Source organism: Dactylococcopsis salina PCC 8305 (genome assembly GCF_000317615.1).
Lineage (GTDB): Bacteria > Cyanobacteriota > Cyanobacteriia > Cyanobacteriales > Rubidibacteraceae > Halothece > Halothece salina.
This window is the reverse complement of sequence record NC_019780.1, coordinates 2,897,417-2,919,349: the sequence shown is the minus strand read 5'-3', so window position 1 is coordinate 2,919,349 and position 21,933 is coordinate 2,897,417. Positions and strand designations below refer to the sequence as shown.

The 21,933-nt window shown below is 44.7% G+C and carries 3 protein-coding genes; all 3 read right to left on the bottom strand.

Going from position 1 to position 21,933, the window contains the following annotated elements; genetic code table 11:
• Positions 1-16: 16 nt before the first annotated feature.
• Positions 17-10,252 carry an Ig-like domain-containing protein gene (locus DACSA_RS21695; protein ID WP_015230379.1) on the bottom strand — a complete coding sequence of 3,412 codons (10,236 nt, stop codon included), beginning with the start codon at positions 10,250-10,252 and terminating at the stop codon, positions 17-19.
• A gap of 386 nt (positions 10,253-10,638) precedes the next feature.
• On the bottom strand, positions 10,639-21,597 hold the full coding sequence (locus tag DACSA_RS21690) for an Ig-like domain-containing protein (RefSeq protein WP_015230378.1): 10,959 nt from the start codon (positions 21,595-21,597) through the stop codon (positions 10,639-10,641).
• Between the two features lie 153 nt (positions 21,598-21,750).
• Positions 21,751-21,903, bottom strand: a complete 153-nt coding sequence (locus tag DACSA_RS20865) for a hypothetical protein (RefSeq protein WP_198007572.1) — start codon at positions 21,901-21,903, stop codon at positions 21,751-21,753.
• Between the last annotated feature and the right edge of the window lie 30 nt (positions 21,904-21,933).

Sequence of the window (21,933 nt, the reverse complement as noted above, 5' to 3'; positions counted from 1 at the left end):
CTTGATATAGTCTTAACTAAGCAATCTCACCCTCAAAAATATCAGGATTGATTTCATAGCCGATGCGATTAGCCACACGCACCGCATCTACGGGAGAAATTGCCCCATCTAGATCAAAATCAATACGATCTAAATCTAAACCAAAGCGATTTCCTTCTGTCACCTCTTCCGTTATCACCTCACCAATGTTTCGGAAAACTGCGGTTGCATCATTGAAATCGACAGTATTGTCGGAAACAATTTCATCGTCTTGATTCGGCAACACCCCATCTTCACGGCTATTCACAAAATCCCAAGGGAAGAAAGCAATATCATCAATGTTAACTCCCTCCGTATCATTCAAAGCATTATTGGCAAATGCCTCCTCCTCTTCCCCAGAACTTTCACTATTAACAATGCGAACGCCGAGATAGTCAATGTTATTGGACTCAAACAACCCTTCTTCACCATCATCATCGGGGCGTTCTTGTCCAAACACAGAAGGATCGTCCTCTAGGGCTTCAGCTAAAAGCGTTTCCACTGGTAGCGATACCTCTGACTGTTCATTAACATCTCTTTCCGCTTCCAATTCATCAAAAGCAAGGGTTTTAACCACCTGTGGTTCTTCTTCGCTAAGTTGGTCAATACTGTCTGCGGTGTAGTAAAGCACTTCTACTTGGAAACCAGAACTCGCTGCATCCCCTTCATTCGCTACTGTCAAGTTAACGGTGGTTTCTCCGCCTAAAACGTGGTCAATTTCAGCATCAAATTCAGTGATCACTAAATCAGCACCTTTTACGCTTTCACCAACAATATTCAGAGTATTCTCACCGTAACGGGTGGCTTCCGTTAAATCTGTATCAATGCCAAAGAGGGTGTTTAGCGCTGTTTCTCCTTCTGCGGCCTTAGTGCTAACTTCCAATAAACCAGCAGCTTGAGCCGTCGCTGTGAAAATTGCAAATTTTTGAGTTCCTGTCTCTGGGTTGAATCTGGAATTAGACCCCCCAAATTCATTCACTAAGCCCTCTCCTTCTTGAATCGCATTACTTAGGTCGATGACTGGAGATTGAAAAGGCTCTTCTAAGCGTGCTTCGTTGACATCTATTAAGACTGTGTCATAAACCACATCGGCAAACGCACTAAATACTCCCAATTGTTCTGGACGTAAATCTTCTGCTGAGAGAACAATCTCAAAGGTATCTCCCACTGCCACTTCTGACAAGGGATTGCCTGCTGAGTCTTGGAAATCAACCTTGACTTCCATTGCTTCCACCACCCCTTGAACACCAGTTACTCCTTCTTCTTGGAAAGTCACCATCTGATTGGTCATGGCGAGATTTAAGTTCGGGGCGATGTCATTATTCCCATCTAGATTGGTAATTTGTTCGATCGCGTTAATTCTTGTAAAGTTGGTTCGATCGCGCTGATCTCCTCGCCCATCTATGATGTTAATCCCCGAATCCCGACGTTGTCCGGCTTCACTAGCTAAGAGAGCGGTATGGCCGCCTCCTATGGCTCGGAAATGGAGGCTAAAGACACGGTTATCATCAGGAAGGGCAGCTGGACTAGAGACCAAATTTCCTCCTCCTACTTCATTGACTAAGCCTTCCTCATTACGAACCTGTCCCTTTGTGCTTACTAGATAGGAAGGGTTCCGAATAATGCCATCGACCAGACCATCCTCATCATCTACGGTCTCATTATTTTCCACTACTTCTAGCACTTGCGGATCAAACATGAGATCGGCATAAGCGGCGACGACTGCTTGAGAAGGATTATTCTCGGTTAGAAGGTCTTGAAAACGGACATCAACTAGAAATTCTTCCCCAATTTGTAATCCATCATTCAGTTGCTCTTCTTTTCCTGGCACTGGTTTCACGTCCAGGAGAACTTGCACTGTGGAATCTTCTAGGGGACGATTCACGGTTACTGATACAGTTCCTTGATCCGAACCGCCACTTTCATTATCTGCTGTGTATGTAAATGTATCTACCCCTGCAAAGTCTGGATCGGGAGTATAGATTAAACTGGAATCTTCTACGGTAACTGTTCCCCCTTTTTCGGTGGTTTTCGGGAAGTTATCGTCATTGATTTCATTCACTCCTTGATCATCGTTAGCAACGTCGTTGGCTAAAACATCAATGGTGACGGCTCGATCGGAGTTAGTAAATTCACGATCGTCGTTTACAGAGGGTCGAATTTCTTCTATGGGGGCTTGTGCGGCTGCGGGAGCGTTTTCTACTCCTAGATTTAGTTGATATTCTCCAGTTTTTCCGTCATTAGTGCCATCATCAAAGGCGCTAACACGGATGAAGTAGGTGTCATCTTCTTCAATTTCAATGCTTACTTCTGGATGCGGGAAGTCTCCTGCATCGTATTCTTCTTCTAGGAGATTGTCTGTTTCATCGCTTTTGAACAACTCGACAAAACTCTCTAAGTCTGAGTCGCGTCCATTGACTTCAATGTTTAAGGTTTGTCCTTGAGACAATTCTACTTGATAGAAGTCAAGGTCGGTTTCTACATTCGGGTGATCACCAATGAAACCATTGCGGGTAAAGCGGTTGTTGGCAAGTTCAGCTTTGATTGCCGTTTCGCGAGTGTCGTTGGTGGGATTTTCTGGTGGAATCGCGATCGCCAAATTGATTTCGATTTCATAATCACCGATGGCACCGACTTTGAGGTTTTCTCCTGTCTCGGGATTATAGGCTTCGTTGCCTAAGCCACTCACTCCCACGTAATAAGTTCCGGGTTGCTGGTCACCATCGAGTTGAAATTCCAAGAAGGAGTCGTTGCTGTTTATGCTTTCATCATCGTTGAAGGCAACGGAGTTACCATTTTCATCGAAGATATGGAGCAGGGAGTCCAAGTTCGCGGTGTTGATATCGGCAGTGAGAACTGTTTCTGCATTGACCTCGACTTGGAAGAGATCCACATCGAAACCAGGATTGGCATTGTTGGGATTATTGCCAATGGCATTGGTTTGTTTGAAACTGCTTTGTTCCTCTGGTGTTAATCCGGTTGGTGTTAATCCGGTTGATGTTGCTGTTTCCAGGGTATCATTCTCGGTTTCTGCTTCTGCATTGACGACAGTTCCTACTTCCTGAACGGTGAGTTCATAACTGCCGGTACTGGCGAAGGGCGCGCCGCTGCCTTCTTGTTCTGGGTCGTAGTTACTGTTATCAAATCCACTGACTCCGATGTAATAATTCCCAGTTTCCTCAATGGTAAGCTCTAGGAAGGAATTGTTGCTACTGCCGATGTCATCATTGAAGGCGATTTCTGCTCCATTTGAGTTAAAGAAACGTAAAACTGGGTCAAGGCGAGAGGTGCTATTAAGACTGATGCTGATTTCCTGACCTTTATTTAGGGAAACAAAATAGATATCCACGTCTAAACCAGGAACCGTGACAAAGTCAGCGCGATTGCCAATTGTGCTTTGAACTTGGTCACCCAGGGTAATCAAGGTAGCTGTGTCTAGAGTGTCATTGGGATTCGTTTCGGGGGCAGCATCTTCTGCGGCAATGTTTTGACTAATTTCGATTTGATAGGCACCAGTTGCACCAGCAGCCACTCCACTTTCGGCTATAAATGGAGTGTAGAGATCGTTAGGTTCATCACTAATCCCCACATAATAAGCGCCACTGAAGGGGGCAGTGAATTCGAGATAAGGATCGGCATTGTTGTCTCGTTCATCAGGGGCAGTGCCACTGTTGTTGAAGCCTTGAGGCACTTGCCCGCCATTGGCATTGAAGACCTGTAGAATTAAGTTAAGGGGGCTGTTGGCTTCGGTATCAATATCAATGGTAATCGTTTCTCCTTGCTGAAGTTGAACTTGGTAAAGATCAACATCTTTATTGGCTTGAAAAGTGGCGTTGTCGCCAATGAAGGCTTCTTCACGGAATAATCTCTCTTCCTCAAGGACAGAGGCTGTATCAACTGCTTGTGGGATGGTATCGTTAACTGGGCTTTCTAGTGGCGAATCAGTGAGAGTTAAGGTTAGGTTATACTCTCCTGTGCTGCCCTTAGTCCCAGAGTTTTCAAGATTAGGATTATAGGTTCTGTTGTCAAAGCCGCTGACACCAACAAAATAAGTAGCTCGATCGGCATCTTCAACTGTAAACTTGACCAGAGAGTCAGTGCTATCGTTTTTCTGATCATCATTGAGAGCGACTTCTGTGCCATTTTGATCAAAAATCCTGAGAATAGAATCGAGAGAAGAGCTATTATCCGTATTAATCTCGGCACTAAGTTGCTGTCCTTTTGCTAAGGTGACTCGATAGAGATCAACATCTTGATTTTCAAAGTTGTTATCTCCAATTTCACCAGAGAGCGTGACATTCGGGTTTTCTTCTAGGTTAAGTTGAGTGTTGTTGGCGCTGGCTAAGGTGTCATTGGGTTCTTGAGGGAAAGGCAGAGGAATTTCTTTGTCATTAAAAATGAGCAACTCAATGCCTTCAAGACGATCAGTCCCGTTATTGTCTTCAATGTCCCGTCGGTCAACAATTGTCCAAACTTCTTCATCTTGTTGAGTCAAATCATAGTCGCTGGCCTTACCACTGGTGTAGAAAACAACATCGAAGCCATCTCCCCCAATAAATTCGTCATCTCCCCCGCCAAAAAAGTCACCGAAGCTATCGTTTCCTGCTAAGCCCCTTAAGGTATCATTTCCTGCGCCTGAAACTAAGAAATTATCTCCCTCATCTCCGGTAATCAAATCATCTCCTCCAGGAGAATCCTGACTCAACAGAGTAAAGGGAATAGACGCGGTGCTGTCGAGAGTGGGTGAGGAAAATAATAGTTCTCCCTCAATTGTGGTTTCTCCTTCATTTAAGGTAGCAGAGAGTTCAGCAGTTGCTTCAATATCGGATTCAACCGCGATCGGAATAGTTGCAATAAGTTGTTGACGATCAATTGTTCCGACTCCAGTTTCCGTACCTATTCCCGAAATTTCCACTTCATTACCATTTTGAATAATGATTACAGGGGTCGCAAAAGCAGGTTCTCCACCCGTAAATCCAATCCCAGGTTCAAACAAATAGTCTTCTGGGGAAATGAACTGCCATTCTCCTGCGATGTTGGAAAACGGTTGATTATCAGATAGACCATTAACGGTAATCGTTACTTCTGCAGTATCCGTTCCACCGTTGCCATCAGATAGGGTATAGGTAAAGCTGTCGGTTGCGGTTTCCCCATCATTCAAGCTCTGGAATGCACCATTAGGATCATATTCATAACTGCCATCAGCGTTGAGGGTTAATAACGCACCAGAGTTAAGTTCAAACTCAGTTCCGACGTTGGCTTCTTCTCCTTCTACCGTACTGATAGTAAGAGAATCACTATCTGGATCGCTGTCATTCCCTAACAGACCGTTACTTGCATTGAAAGTGAGAACTGTATTTTGAGTGGTAGTTGCTGTGTCATTTTCGGCAACTGGTGCTTCATTGCTATTACTGACACTGATATTTAGGGTTTCAGTGGCGGTTCCGCCATTGTTGTCGTCGGCTTGGACTTGGAGTTGATAGGTGTTATCGCTGTTGCTGTCTTGGGGGTTCTCAAAGTCGGGAGGATTATTAAACTCTAATTCTCCTGTATCAGGATTAATCGTAAATAATCCTTGGTCATCGCCACCGGTGAGGGAGAGGGTGAGGGTATCGTTATCGGGGTCATTGGCGGTGACAGTGAGGACATTGAGAGTATTTTCCGCAACCTCTACAGTAGCAGAAGAAGTGAAGACTGGCGGGCGGTTCGTGTTTTCGTTATTAGTCGCGCGGCCAAACACCACATAACTCTCTCCAGAATTAAAGCCGGCGAAACTTGCCCCAATAATCAGGTCATCTACGCCATCGCCATTGACATCCCCAGCCCCGCTCACGGAACCACCTGAAAAGTCAAGCTCATCAACCCCATTGAGGGTAAAGCCATTGCCACCATTTAAGGAAGAGAGTTCCACCGTAGCGGGAAAGCCAGAACTGTCCCCAAACACCACATAACTCTCTCCAGAGTCGTCACCATTGGGGTCGGCGAATACTGCCCCAATAATCAGGTCAGCGATGCCATCGCCATTGACATCCCCCGCACTGCTCACGGACCAACCTGAAAAGTCATCCTCATCAACGCCATTGAGGGTAAAGCCATTGCTGCCATCTAAAGAAGAGAGTTCCACTGTGGCGGGAAAGCCAGAACTGTCCCCAAACACCACATAACTCTCTCCAGAGTCGTCACCATTGGGGTCGGCGCCATCTGCCCCAATAATCAGGTCATCTATCCCATCGCCATTGACATCCCCCGCACTGCTCACGGATTCACCTGAATCGTCATCCTCATCAACCCCATTGAGGGTAAAGCCGTTGCTGCCATCTAAGGAGGAGAGTTCCAACACGGCGGGAAAGGAGGAGGGAGGGTTAACCTGTTCATCATTATCTATAATCGCGCCGGAGGCTTCGACAGTGTCTCCTAACGCAAGACCATTACTGGGATTAGAAATCGTAAAGGTTGCGGTTTCGTCTTCTTCGACCACTTCATCATCGTTCACCATTACTTGCACACTGCCTGTGGTTTCCCCATCAGCAAGGGTAATGGTTGTGGGAAGCTCACCAGCAAAGTCATCAGCATCGGCACCGCCGCTGAGGGCTAACTCCACAGTTTGTTCTCCTGAAACAGCTTGGGAAGCGGTTGCTGTGAGAGTAAACGTAGTTTGGTCAGCTTCACTCCCCTCGGTGGGGTCAAGGGATAACTCTACTACTGGATTTAAGGTAATAGTTTCATCACTTTCCGAGAAGAAGAGCTCTTCAATCCCTTCGAGCGTATCAGTTTCCTCATTATTATCAACGTTGCGTAAGTCTTCAATGGTGAATCCTTCTCCTTCTAGAATTAAATTGTAGTCCGAAAAAGTTCCCCCATAGAGAACAGTATCTTCGCCAGGGCCGCCAATAAATCTGTCATTTCCAGAGGAGTCAAGAAGAATATCATCACCGCCCAAACCTCTGAGGGTATCATTTCCACTGCGTGCAGCTAAAACGTTGTTTCCTTCATCACCAGTAATTTCATCATCCCCTCCAGGAGGAGCTTGACTGAGCAAAGTAAAGGGAATGGTTGCGGTGCTATCTAGATTTTCTGAGGAGAATAAGATTTCCCCTTCAATTTCCGTGCCTTCGGTGTTAAGAGTACCGGTCAGTTCTCCGATTCCTGTCGCCCCTGAATCAAATTCTAAGGGAAGGGTAGCAGTAAGGTTATTATCAGTAAGACTTCCGGTGCCTTCTCCAGCACTATTCAGAAAAAAGCCAGATAGTTGTAAGTTATTGCCAGTTTGAGTGATATCCACTGGCCAAGCAAAAGAAGGTGCTCCCCCGCTAAATCCAACCCCTGACTCAAAGAAGAAATCTTCTGATGAAATATATTGCCATTCCCCTTGTATATTGATTGGGTCATCATCATTATCTATAATCGCGGCGGAGGCTTCGACAGTTTCTCCTAACGCAAGACCCTCACTGGGATTAGAAATCGTAAAGGTTGCGGTTTCGTCTTCTTCGACCACTTCATCATCGTTCACCATTACTTCGACACTGGTTGTGGTTGTCCCATCAGCAATGGTAATTGTATCTGGAATTCCTTCAACGAAGTCATTGGCAACAGCATCGCCACTGAGACTCAGAGAAACACTCTGGTCTCCATCAACTGGGTTTAAAGCCGTGATAGTTACGGTGAAAACGGTTTCATCCTCTTCTTCCCCTTCAGATGGATTAATAGATAGTTCTACGGGATTTAAAGTGACCGTTTGGTCATCAAAGACAAGCTGTTCAATACTTTCGAGAACATCGGTGCCATTATTATCTTCTTCTCTTTGGTCTTCAATGATAAATACATCCTCTCCCTGGTAGGTTAGGTTATAGTCAGAGAAGTTGCTGTCAGGGTAGAAAACAGTATCCTGTCCGCTATTGCCTTGGAATTCGTCATCTCCTCCCCCAAAGTCACTGAAATCGTCATCTCCAGTAAAGCCACCATCTAAGACATCATTTCCTGAACCAGAAAGGAGAACATTATCTCCTTCATCTCCTATTATTAGATCATCTCCTCCTGGACTTGCTTGACTGATCAGGGTAAAGGGAATAGTGGCTGTTCCCTCTAGTCCTTCTGCAGAGAAAAAGATTTCCCCTTTAATTGCCATGCCTTCAGCGTTAAGAGTGCCGGTTAGTTCTCCGATTCCTGTTGCCCCTGAATCAAATTCTAAGGGAAGGGTCGCACTAAGGTTATTGCCAGTGATACTTCCAGTTCCATTTCCTGAACTGTTGAGGAAGACGCTACTAAACTCCAGTTGAGCTTCCGTTTGTCTGATGAAAATTGGGCTGGCATAGGCTGGCGCTCCCCCGCTAAATCCAACCCCTGACTCAAAGAAGAAATCTTCTGATGAGATATATTGCCATTCCCCTTGTATATTGATTGGGTCATCATCATTATCTATAATCGCGGCGGAGGCTTCGACAGTTTCTCCTAACGCAAGACCATTACTGGGATTAGAAATCGTAAAGGTTACGGTTTCGTCTTCCTCGACCACTTCATCATCGTTTACCGTTACTTCGACACTGCCTGTGGTTTCCCCATCAGCAAGGGTAATGGTTGTGGGAAGCTCACCAGCAAAGTCATCGGCATCGGCATCGCCACTGAGGGCTAACTCCACGGTTTGCTCTCCTGAAACAGCTTGGGAAGCGGTTGCTGTGAGAGTAAACGTAGTTTGGTCAGCTTCACTCCCCTCGGTGGGGTCAAGGGATAATTCCACTGAGCTGACTTCCTCACCTTGAACTTCTACCGCCCCTAAATCAACGGCATCACCAACAACGCGATCGAAGCCCTCTCCCCGTTGGTCAAAGGGGATATCTTCATCGGTATTCCCATCTCCATCTAAGTCAAGAGTATCAGCAGGAATCGCGCCGTTGGTTCCAGCGTCAATGACTGGGCCATTGAAAAGAGGAACATGACCCCCGTTGTCCTGCAAAGGAGTCAGATTGGGATCTTCGTTGATAATTGAGCCACCTGTCACACTGCCATCTTCAACCAGATTGACACCAGCAATAATGATTTCGCCATCTCCGCCTAGATCGCTACCGCCCTCACTATTGGCGATGATGCTATTGGCAAGAGTCGTTGTGCCATAATTGGTGATTCCCCCACTGCGACTGGAAAACCCTACTGAGTTTCCTGAGATTGTGCTGTTAATTAAAGTAACATTACCACCACTGCCACCATTAAATATTCCCCCTCCACCAAACGCTGCTGAGTTCCCTGAGATTGTACTGTTAATCAGGGTAAGAGTGCCTGTATAGTTGTTGTAGATACCACCTCCCCACTCCGTTGCTGAGTTGTCTGAAATAGTGGTGTTAATCAGGGTAAGGTTTTCATGATTGTAGATCCCAGCACCCCGATCCAAATCTTCAGAGTCAGAGGATCCTCCTGAAATAGTCAATCCTGAGAAGGTTACATCAATGGAATTATTAAAACTTTCATCATCAATCAAGAAAACACGGTTGTTTCTGCCACCATTGATCGTAATCTGACCCGCTTCCAAACCCTTAATAATGAGGTCGCTTGTAATCGTTAGTTGACTGTTATTGAGAGTGATCGTTTCTCCACTTAAGCTACTATCAAACTGAATAATATCTCTAGCAGGGCTATTGTTCGCTTGCGCGATCGCTTCCCGCAAAGACAGCTCACCGTCATCAAGAGTAAAGTCATCGGCCGTTGTTACTGTCAAAGTCGCTTGCTCAACTTCGATGGTTTCCCCATCCACTACAATGGTTCCTCTGTCATCTTCAGTTTCCAAGGCTTGCAACTGACTTTCACTCAGACTAATATTGCGCACTAATGCTGAAAAAATCGCGCCCTCATCCCCAAGAGTGTCACTTCGATTCAAAAAAGCATCGATCGCGTGTCCGACTTCTTCTAAAAGCACAGAATTAGCTTGTTGAGGAGAAGAAACTAGCAACTCTTGAGACAGATAAATTGTATTGTTTTCACTGGCATAAGCCCCTAAAGCTCCCTGTAATGTCTCACTGGGAAGAACTTCAATCTCAATTTCGTCTAAAAAATCACCACTTAGAAATTCTGATCTTAATCTGGCTACCTTTTCTTGCTTGTAATCACTTCCGAAGCTAGTTGATAAAACTGACTTGAACTGATCACTGTCAGCAAATTCTATTAAAAGCTCTCTCACGTTGAAGACGAGGTCTTCAAGTAACTCTTCTACTGTTCTTCCTACTTCACTTTCAGATTGAAATACCATTTCTTCAAACCTCCCGCTCCCTTAACTGGGAGAGAATTCAATCCTTGTCGCCAAATTGAACACTCAACCACTGAGTCCAATATATTCTGAAAAAAGGTTATAAACTACTGGTTAGTTATACTTTGAAATAAAAAACCAGTTTGTTGCGATTCTATAAATTGAGATCAGAGTCGCATTTCTTTCATTTTTATGGCACATTGCGATCGCACCCGTTGATGTCATCGAATCGAACCAGAGAGAGTATGGTTCATAACTACATGAGAAATTCTCCCTGGCAGTTCTCAATCCTTCTGCAATCCAATAAATACTAGGAAGCCAATTTTCTAAGTCGGGGGTTGGGCATTAAATTGATTCAATACCACCTCAGAATAGGAAATTTAATCAACTTAACCAACACTCTCCTCAAAAATATCAGGATTGATTTCATAGCCGATGCGATTAGCCACACGCACCGCATCTACGGGAGAAATCGCCCCATCTAGATCAAAATCAATGCGATCCAAATCTAAACCAAAGCGATTTCCTTCTGTCACCTCTTCCGTTATCACCTCACCAATATTTCGGAAAACCGCATTGGCATCATTGAAATCGACAATCTTGTCGGAAACAATTTCATCGTCTTGATTCGGCAACACCCCCTCTTCACTGCTATTCACAAAATCCCAAGGGAAGAAAGCAATATCATCAATATTGACTCCCTCCGTATCATTCAAAGCATTATTGGCAAATGCCTCCTCCTCTTCCCCAGAATTATCACTATTAACAATGCGAACGCCGAGATAGTCAATGTTATTGGACTCAAAGAACCCTTCTTCACCATCATCATCAATGGGGCGTTTTTGTCCAAACACAGAAGGGTCATCCTCTAGGGCTTCAGCTAAAAGCGTTTCCACTGGTAGCGATACCTCTGACTGTTCATTAACCTCCCTTTCCGCTTCTAATTCATCAAAAGCAAGGGTTTTAACCACCTGTGGTTCTTCTTCGCTAAGTTGGTCAATACTCTCTGCGGTGTAGTAAAGCACTTCTACTTGGAAACCAGAACTCGCTGCATCCCCTTCGTTAGCTACTGTCAAATTAACGGTGGTTTCTCCGCCTAATACGTGGTCAATTTCAGCATCAAATTCAGTGATCACTAAATCAGCACCTTTTACGCTTTCACCAACAATATTCAGAGTATTCTCACCGTAACGGGTGGCTTCCGTTAAATCTGTATCAATGCCAAAGAGGGTGTTTAGCGCTGTTTCTCCTTCTGCGGCCTTAGTGCTAACTTCCAATAAACCAGCAGCTTGAGCCGTCGCTGTGAAAATTGCAAATTTTTGAGTTCCTGTCTCTGGGTTGAATCTGGAATTAGACCCCCCAAATTCATTCACTAAGCCCTCTCCTTCTTGAATCGCATTACTTAGGTCGATGACTGGAGATTGAAAAGGCTCTTCTAAGCGTGCTTCGTTGACATCTATTAAGACTGTGTCATAAACCACATCGGCAAACGCACTAAATACTCCCAATTGTTCTGGACGTAAATCTTCTGCTGAGAGAACAATCTCAAAGGTATCTCCCACTGCCACTTCTGACAAGGGATTGCCTGCTGAGTCTTGGAAATCAACCTTGACTTCCATTGCTTCCACTACCCCTTGAACACCAGTTACTCCTTCTTCTTGGAAAGTCACCATCTGATTGGTCATGGCGAGATTTAAGTTCGGGGCGATGTCATTATTCCCATCTAGATTGGTAATTTGCTCGATCGCGTTAATTCTTGTAAAGTTGGTTCGATCGCGCTGATCTCCTCGCCCCGCTATAATGTTAATCCCCGAATCCGGACGTTGTCCGGCTTCACTAGCTAAGAGAGCGGTATTGCCGCCTCCTATGGCTCGGAAATGGAGGCTAAAGACACGGTTATCATCAGGAAGGGCAGCTGGACTAGAGACCAAATTTCCTCCTCCTACTTCATTGACTAAGCCTTCCTCATTACGAACCTGTCCCTTTGTGCCGAGTCCATAGGAAGGGTTCCGAATAATGCCATCGACCAGACCATCCTCATCATCTACGGTCTCATTATTTTCCACTACTTCTAGCACTTGCGGATCAAACATGAGATCGGCATAAGCAGCGACGACCGCTTGAGAAGGATTATTATCGGTTAGAAGGTCTTGAAAACGGACATCAACTAGAAATTCTTCCCCAATTTGTAATCCATCATTCAGTTGCTCTTCTTTTCCTGGCACTGGTTTTACGTCGAGGAGAACTTGTACTGTCGAATCTTCTAGGGGACGATTCACGGTTACTGATACAGTTCCTTGATCCGAACCGCCACTTTCATTATCTGCTGTGTATGTAAATGTATCTACCCCTGCAAAGTCTGGATCGGGAGTATAGATTAAACTGGAATCTTCTACGGTAACTGTTCCCCCTTTTTCGGTGGTTTTCGGGAAGTTATCGTCATTGATTTCATTCACTCCTTGATCATCGTTAGCAACGTCGTTGGCTAAAACATCAATGGTGACGGCTCGATCGGAGTTAGTAAATTCACGATCGTCGTTTACAGAGGGTCGAATTTCTTCTATGGGGGCTTGTGCGGCTGCGGGAGCGTTTTCTACTCCTAGATTTAGTTGATATTCTCCAGTTTTTCCGTCATCAGTGCCATCATCAAAGGAGCTAACACGGATGAAGTAGGTGTCATCTTCTTTAATCTCAATGCTTACTTCTGGATGGGGGAAGTCTCCTGCATCGTATTTCTCTTCGAGGAGATTGTCTGTTTCATCGCCTTTGAACAACTCGACAAAACTCTCTAAGTCTGAGTCGCGCCCATTGACTTCAATGGTAAGAGTCTCTCCGGCTTCGAGATCGATTTCATAAAAGTCCACATCGGCTTGCACATCGGGATTATCCCCAATGAATCCCTCCCGTGTGAAGCGGTTATTGGTGAGTTCAGTTTCGATGGCTGTCTCGCGAGTGTCATTGGAAGTTTCTTCTGGAATGGCTTCGCTAAGAGTGATTTCGATTTCATATTCCCCGACACGACCGGCTTTGACATCTTCTCCGGTGTTGGGATCATAGGCTTCATTTCCTAACCCACTGACTCCGATATAGTAGGTTCCGGCTTGTTCCGGGACAAATTCAAGGAAGGAGTCGTTGCTGTTGATGCTTTCATCGTCGTTGAAGGCAACGGAGTTACCATTTTCATCGAAGATATGGAGTAGGGAGTCTAGGTTGGAGTCTAAGTTGGCGGTGTTGATATCGGCAGTGAGACGAGTACTGGGATCTAGTACCACTCTCAAAAGATCAACATCTAACCCCACTTCTTCTAGGCTGGTGTTATTACCGATGGCGTTAGTTTGTTTAAGGCTAGGATTGTCTAGGGTTAACTCAGTTGGGGTAGCGGTTGCTAGGGTATCGTTTTCTTGTTCGGCACCGGCTTCTAGTTGTGGAGTTTCTTGTTCGGTAACGATGAGTTGGTAACTTCCTGTACTGGCAAAGGGGGCGCCGCTGCCTTCTTCGTTGATATCATAGTCTTCGTTGCCAAAGCCACTGACACCGATGAGGTAATCTTCGGTTTCTACGGTTTCGGGAACCTGAAATTCGATGCGGGAATTGTTACTGTTTCCGATGTCGTCATTGAAGGCAATTTCTTCTCCTTGGGCGTTGAATAGTCGTAAGACGGGGTCAAGACGGGAGGTGCTGTTCAGAGTGATGCTGATGGCTTGGTTGCCTTGCAGGGTGAGGGTGTAAAGGTCAACATCTAATCCTGGAACGGTGACAAATTCCGTTCTATCGCCAATATTCCCTTGAATTTCATCTCCCACTAACAAGGCGGTGGCGGTGTCGAGGGTGTCGTTGGGAGAGGCTTCGGGGGGACTATCTTCACGGGAAACATCTTGCGTAATGTTGATTGCATACGCGCCTGTTGCCCCTGGACTTTGTCCACTTTCGGGGTTGTAGGGGCTATACAGGTCGTTTGCTTGGTCGCTGACTCCGACGTAATAGGTGCCGCTGAAGGGGGCGCTAAATTCTAAATAAGGGTCTGTATTTGTCTTTTGTTCCTCGGGGGCGGTGCCATTGTCGTTGAAGCCGGTGGGAACTTGACCCCCTGTGGCATTGAAGACCTGTAGAATTAAGTCAAGGGGGCTGTTGACTTCGGTATCAAGATCAATGGTAATCGTTTCTCCTTGCTGAAGTTGAACTTGGTAAAGATCAACATCCTTATCGGCTTGAAAAGGAGCGTTGTCACCAATGAAGGCTTCTTCACGGAATAATCCCTCTTCGTCAAGGCTAGAAGCGATCTCCATTGCTTGCGGAATTGTGTCATTAGCTGGCTCTTCACCAGTAATGGAAGACAGGGTGAGGGTTAAGTTATACGCTCCTGTGCTGCCCTTAGTGCCAGAGTTTTCAAGATTAGGGTTATAGCTGGTATTGCTAAATCCACTGACACCGATATAGTAAGTTGCTCGTTCTACTGCTTCGTCAACGGTGAAGGTGACAAGAGAATCGGTTTCGCCATTGCTATCATCATTTAGAGCCACTTCCAGACCATTGCTATCAAAAATTCTCAGGATGGAATCGAGGGCAGAACTCTCATTGGTGTCAATATCTGCGGTGAGCCGGTCTCCTTGAGTTAAGGTCATCTTATAGAGATCAATATCTTGGCTCTCGAAGCTGTTATCTCCAATTGTTCCAGCGATCGTGACATTGGGTTGATTCTCCAAGTCAAGTTGGGTATTGGTGGCAGTGACTAGGGTATCATTGGGTTCTTCTGTGGGGATCGAAGTTCCGACGGTTACTAAGAAGGTTTCTTCTGTCGCCAGTCCATTGCTATCCGTGGCGGTGACAGTGACTTTACTACTCCCTTCATCATTAGACGGCAATTGCAGGAAAAGTATTCCCCTTGCTTCATCAAATGACGTACTGACTAAGTTGGGATTTTTGCTATCGACATCAAAACTCAGGTTGGAGTCGCTATCTTGGTTGTCTTCAAAGGTTTCAAACAAATTTAGTCGAATGGGATCACTGTCTGATGGGATATTCCGATCATCGATGGGGTTGACCACTGCGGGAGGGGTGTCAATTGTAATGGTAAAGGTTGCATTACTTATCTCATCATCAGTGTCAGTGGCTAGAACGGTAATCTCAGTGCTACCACTACCTGGAAAGGGAATGAAGCGGAGTTCTCCTGCACTCAAGGCTGTTTCAATCAAGGCATTGTTAGTATTGAGAATGCGGTAGTCTAGCTCAGAATCAGCATCTTCGCTATCTTCAAAGACATCAAAGAGGTTAATCGGATTTGGAGTTTCTCCCTCATTGATGGTCAAGTCGTTGATGGGATTGACCACTTGGGGCGGTCCTGGGATAGTTTCATCAACATCGTTGATCGTGACCGCAAACTCTTCAGTAACTGTCTCTTGTGAGTCATTAACACTCACTTGAACGTTATAAACATTATCTTCACCATCATCTTCAGGATTTTCAAAGTCGGGAGGGTTAATAAAGCTCAAGTTTCCATCAGCATCAATGGTGAATAAGGCTTCGTCAGCACCACCGGAGAAAGAGAAAGTGAGGTCATCCCCATCGGGGTCACTGGCTACCGCTGCCACAACTAAAGCGGTGTTTTCATCAAGGGCCTGTTCTGTAGCAACATCAAAGATGGGCGGGAGATTATCAGTGATACCTTCAATGGTAATTTCTACCATTGCAGTATCCGTTCCACCGTTGCCATCGGAAACTGTATAGGTAAAGGTATCAGTATCTGTTTCCCCGTCGTTGAGGTCTTCAAACGCGCCGTTGGGGTCATACTCATAGCTTCCATCTACGTTGAGAGTTAACAATGCCCCAGAATCTAAGGTGATTTCTGTGCCAACATTGTCTTCTCCCCCATTGACCGCACTCACCGTCAGCGCGTCTCCTTCGGGGTCGGTATCATTGGCGAGAACGCTTGCCGCTTCTACAGTTAAAACGGTGTCTTCTGCGGTGCTATTGCTGTCGTCAGCCGCCGCTGGGGGGTTGTTTTCGGGACCACTCACTGGAATGGAAACTGTCGCTTCATCGGAGGCACCGTCTTGGTCGATTACGGTTACGGTGAGTTCTCCGTTAAATCCGTCTCCTAATAACTCTGCGGTGTCAACAATGGTGACTTCACCACTTGCTTCGTCAATGGCAAAAGCGTTTGTGCCGTCGCCGTCGGGGTCATTACCACCAGTAATCGCGAAGGTGAGTGTATCGCCAGCGTTGGCATCAGTAGCGGTTACCGTTCCAACTGGATCACCATTTTGAGCGTCGTCGCCTCCTTCCCCGTCTAAGTCAACCGTCTCAAATGTAAATGAGTCTTGGTCGAATTCGGGAGGGACATTTTCTCCGCCGCCACCATCAACGATATTGTCATCTGTCTCAGGGAGAGTCAGGCTACCAAAATCAGTTTGACTTCGTTGGTCTTCTAACTGACTCAATACAGTAATTGTACTCAAATTTCCGCCACTAGCTGTGCTGACAATTGATACTAAGTCTTCTGAGGTTATATCTTCAGTGGCAGTGAAAAGAATGCTGAAAATTCGATTATCCTCAGGAAAGTTATTCGAGTTGGTGACAAATGCACCACCTCCTACTTCATTCACTAAGCCTTCCTCATTAATAACAGTTCCTTGTCGAGCAAAGTTATAATCTGGATTATAAATAATTCCATCTACAACTCCATCTTCAGCATCGATGGTATTGTCATTTTCTATAACTTGTAAAATGTTTGAATCAAAGCTCAAGTCAACATATCCTTGGGCAACTGCTTGAGAAGGGTTATCTTCAGTGACTAAATCTAAGAAACGAACATCAACCAGAAATTGATCGCCACTTTGTATTCCATCCTCTAATTGCGCTTCTTCTCCGGGTACAGGATTTAATTCTAGGCTAACTTGGACATTGGGATTTTGAGGAATGTCAACAAAGACATCAACTGTTGCTTCGTCAGAATTCCCACTTTCGTTGCTAACTGTATAGGTGAAGCTATCTACTCCTATAAAATTTGGGTTAGGAGTATATATGAGGCGTAGTTGGTTGTCGAGTTGTATTTCTCCACCGTTTTCAGTTGTCTGAGGTAAGTTTGTTATTTGCAATCCCCCTGGACTATCATTAGCTTGATCATTATTTAAGATCTCTAAGGTGAGGGGCGTATTAGCTTCAGTAAAACCACTATCATTATTAGCAATGGGAAGGATGCCAACTTCTCTAACTTCGGGATTGATTAAGTAACCCACTCGGTTACCAACCCTTACAGAATCAACTGGGCTTATCGCTCCATCTAAGTCCAAATCAATGGGTGCTAAATCTAAACCATTACGATCATCTTCAATATTTTCAATAAAGGAACCAACGCTGCCACTGACTGCATTAAGATCAACCCCTGTTACTTGCCCATCGGAAGTTAATTGATCTTTTCCTCCTGATATCACTCCGTCGGCAGCATTATTTAAGAAATCCCAAGGGAAGAAAGCAATATCATCAACATCCTTGCCTTCGATGCCATCTACACCATTATTAACAAATGTTTCTTCATTTTCATTAGAAGAAGGATTATCAATAATGCGAATTCCAAGATGGTCAATGTTATTTGAGGTAAAAAATCCCTGTTCTGGGAGTGGTTCTCCAAAGATAGAGGGATCATCTTCTAACGCTTCGGCTAAGAGGGCTTCTATCGGCAAAGAGACTTCTGAAGTTTCATTGACTGCTTCCCCCGCAACTAATTCATCGAGGGCAAGAGTTTGAACAACAATGGGTTCTTCTTCAGCCAGTTCTTCACTGTTATCAGCAGTATAGTAGAGAATTTCTACTTGGAAACCTGGGGAAGTTCCATCTCCTTGGTTCTCTACAGTTAAGTTAACGATGGTTTCACCGCCCAAAACATGGTCAATTTCAGCATCAAACTCAGTGACCACTAAATCTGCTAAATCTGCAGGGAGTTCACCTTCAGGGAGAGTCAGGCTACCAAAATCAGTTTGGCTTCTTTGGTCTCCCCGCCCACTAAGTACATTAATTCCACTATTGCTCTGTTCACCGGCTTGACTTTCAATCGTAGTTGGGTTTTCGGGAGTAATGTCTTCGGTAGCAGTGAAAAGGATACTAAAAATTCTATTATCTTCAGGCAAATCAGAAGGAGTACCAACAAAATCGCCAGCACCAACCTCATCTACTAAGCCTTCGCTATTAAAAACTTCTCCTTTACGGCTAATATTGTATTCTGAAGTGTGAATAATCCCATTCACACTCAAACCGTCATTATCAATCTCACTGTTATCTTCCACAACTTCTAAGACACTTGGATCAAAGAGAAGATCGACATAACCAGATATGACAGCTTGAGAAGGGTTATTTTCAGTTAACAAATCAAGGAAGCGAACATCAACTAGAAACTCATCTCCGCTTTGTATCCCATCTTCAAGTTGAGCTTCTTGACCTGGAATGGCTCGAAGTTCTAAATTGACTTCTACTATTGGTTCTGCTGTGACATTAATTTCTACTGTCCCAGTATCCGTAAATTCTCCGTCACTGACTTCAACGGTTAAGAAAAACTCATCTGCAAGCTGAAGGTCATCAATGTCATCAACAAAGATTTCACCGTCATTTCCAAAAGTATCAATTACAAAGGGAGGAATTTCATCCCCATCAATATCTTCGTTCCCATCGACAATTGTAAACTCTAGAAAATCTCCGTCGGGATCAGAAGCAACAATCCCACCTAAAAAACTAGATAAACTTTCATCATCAGTCGGATCGATGGTGAAGGTTGTATCTTCTATAATTGGGGGAGCATTGCCACCCTCTCCACCTTCAACTTCGATTGTCTCACTCCGATAAACTGTATTGGCATTAACATCGTTATCAAATCCGTTGACGGTGTTGAAAGCAGCCACCCCATCTCCGACATTTGTACTTACTTCAAACAGTCCTTGTGCAGTTGCTTCTGCTGTTAGAACAGCAAATTCTGTTTGTGTTACTCCAAAATCATCAATACCAGAAGGATTAACTCCGCCAATTTCATCAACTACCCCCTGACTCTCATTAATACTCGCCTCGCCGACAGCAACCGTTAAAGACTCCGATACCTCTACATCTAGAATTGAAGCTAAATTTGTATCGTAGTTAACATCACCATAAATACTAAAGACACCGAAAAGATTTTCCGCTTCCCGTAAATCTTCTACGGAAAGAACAATCTCAAATTCTTCACCAACATTGACGGTTTCAATCGGGTTGCCATCTAAATCTTGAAAGCTGATAGAAATTTCAACGGCTTCTTCGGGAACACTTGGCTGTACTGATCCTCCTGCGGCTGGTATTTCGGTTTCGCCTGTATCATCAACAGCATTGGGATTAATGTCGTAACCGACTCGATTACTTACTCGTACTGCATCGACTGGAGAAATTACGCCGTCTAAGTCAAAGTCCATGCGGTCTAAATCTAAGCCAAGAGGATCTTCTGTAATCTCTTCAGTTATTACCTCACCAATATTTTGAGCAACGGCAGTGAAGTCAACTTGTTCGACTTCCCCATTGGAGATTAACTCATCGGAACCCCCTTGAATCACGCCGTCAGCAGCCAGATTTAAGAAATCCCAGGGGAAGAAAGCGATATCATCGACATTCACCCCTTCTATCGGATTAGCCTCTACCCCATTAATACGAATCCCAAGATGGTCAATGTTATTGGAAGTAAAAAATCCTTCTTCTGGTAATGGTTCTCCAATAACAGGAGGATCATCTTTTAACGCTTCTTCTATGAGCAGATCAAGGGGAAGGGATAGTGCTAAAGTTTGAATTACTGAATCACCAACGGCTAGTTCATCGAGGACAATACTTTCAACTACAATCGGTTGCTCTTGACTTAGCTGTTCTAGGTTATCTGCGGTGTAGTAGAGGATATCAAATTCAAACTCAGAAGTATTGCTATTGCCTTGGTTTTCAATTGTAAAGTTGACAGTGGTTTCCCCATTTAACGCATGATCGGTAATCGCATCAAACTCAGTGACTACTAAATCTGCCTCATTATTTGTCTCAGGGAGAGTCAGGCTACCAAAATCAGTTTGGCTTCTTTGGTCTCCCGGCTTACTAAGTACATTAATTCCACTAAAGATCCCGTCAACGGCTTGACTTTCAATCGTAGTTGGGTTTTCGGGAGTAATGTCTTCGGTAGCAGTGAAAAGGATACTAAAAACACGATTCTCTTCAGGAAAACTTTCTTCCCCGAAAACCACTGCCCCCCCTCCTACTTCTGCTACTATACCATCAAGGTTACGCACAGTTCCTGTGCGTCCAGTAATGTAGTCTGGACCACGAACAATGCCATCGACGACCCCATCTTCCCCATCAACTGTGTTGTCGTCTTCTACTACTTGTAAAACGTTCGGATCAAACAATAGATCAGCATAACCAAATGTGACAGCTTGAGAAGGGTTATCTTCAGTAACCAAATCGAGGAAACGAACATCAACTAAAAACTCATCTCCGCTTTGTATCCCATCTTCAAGTTGAGCTTCTTGACCTGGAATGGCTCGAAGTTCTAAATTGACTTCTACTGTTGGTTCTGCTGTGACATTAATTTCTACTGTCCCAGTATCCGTAAATTCTCCGTCACTGACTTCAACGGTTAAGAAAAACTCATCTGCAAGCTGAAGGTCATCAATGTCATCAACAAAGATTTCACCGATATTTTCAAAAGGATCAATTACAAAGGGAGGAATTCCATCCCCATCAATATCCTCGTTTCCATCGACAATTGTAAACTCTAGAAAATCTCCGTCGGGATCAGAAGCAACAATCTCACCTAAAAAACTAAATAAACTTTCATTATCGATGGTGAAGGTTGTATCTTCTACAATTGGGGGAGCATTGTCTGCTTGTTCAACTGTCACGCTTTCCCCATTAATTTCTAAAGTCGCGCGATCGTCTTCTTCTCGCACCTGATCCCCGAAACCTTTTCCTTGCAGTAGAGAAGCAAAAATCGCCCCTTCATCTCCTGTAGCATCTTTTTCGTTCACCACATTATCTAAATGATGCCCTAACTCTTCCATTAACACCGCCAGTGCATCTTCTTCGCTGGCTGTCGCTAACCAGTCTTCATTGAGATAAATCGTTTCCAGACTACTGGCATAAGCACCCATTGCCCCTGAGATGGACTCATTGGATAAAACTTCCACTGTTGGCAGTTGGGAGAAGTCTCCTGTTTGCCATTGCTTGATCAATTCCGCTAGGGAGTCTGGAATCGTTTCTAATTGTAGAGCTTCTTGGGCAGCGGTGAGTAAACGTCCACTGCTGGCGAGTTCGGTTAAGGCGTTTTGCCAATTTGGGAGGAGATAATCAGGGGAAATAAACATGACAAATTTAGCAATTACAGGGAATCAGAACTTTTTCCAACTCCACTAAAGATAAGGGAGTTGTGTTGCGGTGAAGGAAAATTGTCATAAAAATTAATATGATAGCGATCGATCAGTGTTTTCCGAACTAAAGGGCTTGAAAAGTGCTAAAGTTTAATGATTAATTACAAATTTGATCCCCCAAGATAGCCCAGCAGCGATCGCTTCGGCGCTAATACTAATCAGACGAAATAAGGCTAAACTGCTGAGAAGAATTGCAACGGGAAAACTAGGACTTAAAAGCGCGATCGCGCCCGTTGATGTCATCGAATCGAACCAGAGAGAGTATGGTTCATA

Coding starts and splice junctions, on each gene's coding strand:
- DACSA_RS21695 (WP_015230379.1), bottom strand. CDS start 10,252: ATGGTATTTCAATCTGAAAGTGAAGTAGGAAGAACAGTAGAAGAGTTA.
- DACSA_RS21690 (WP_015230378.1), bottom strand. CDS start 21,597: ATGTTTATTTCCCCTGATTATCTCCTCCCAAATTGGCAAAACGCCTTA.
- DACSA_RS20865 (WP_198007572.1), bottom strand. CDS start 21,903: ATGACATCAACGGGCGCGATCGCGCTTTTAAGTCCTAGTTTTCCCGTT.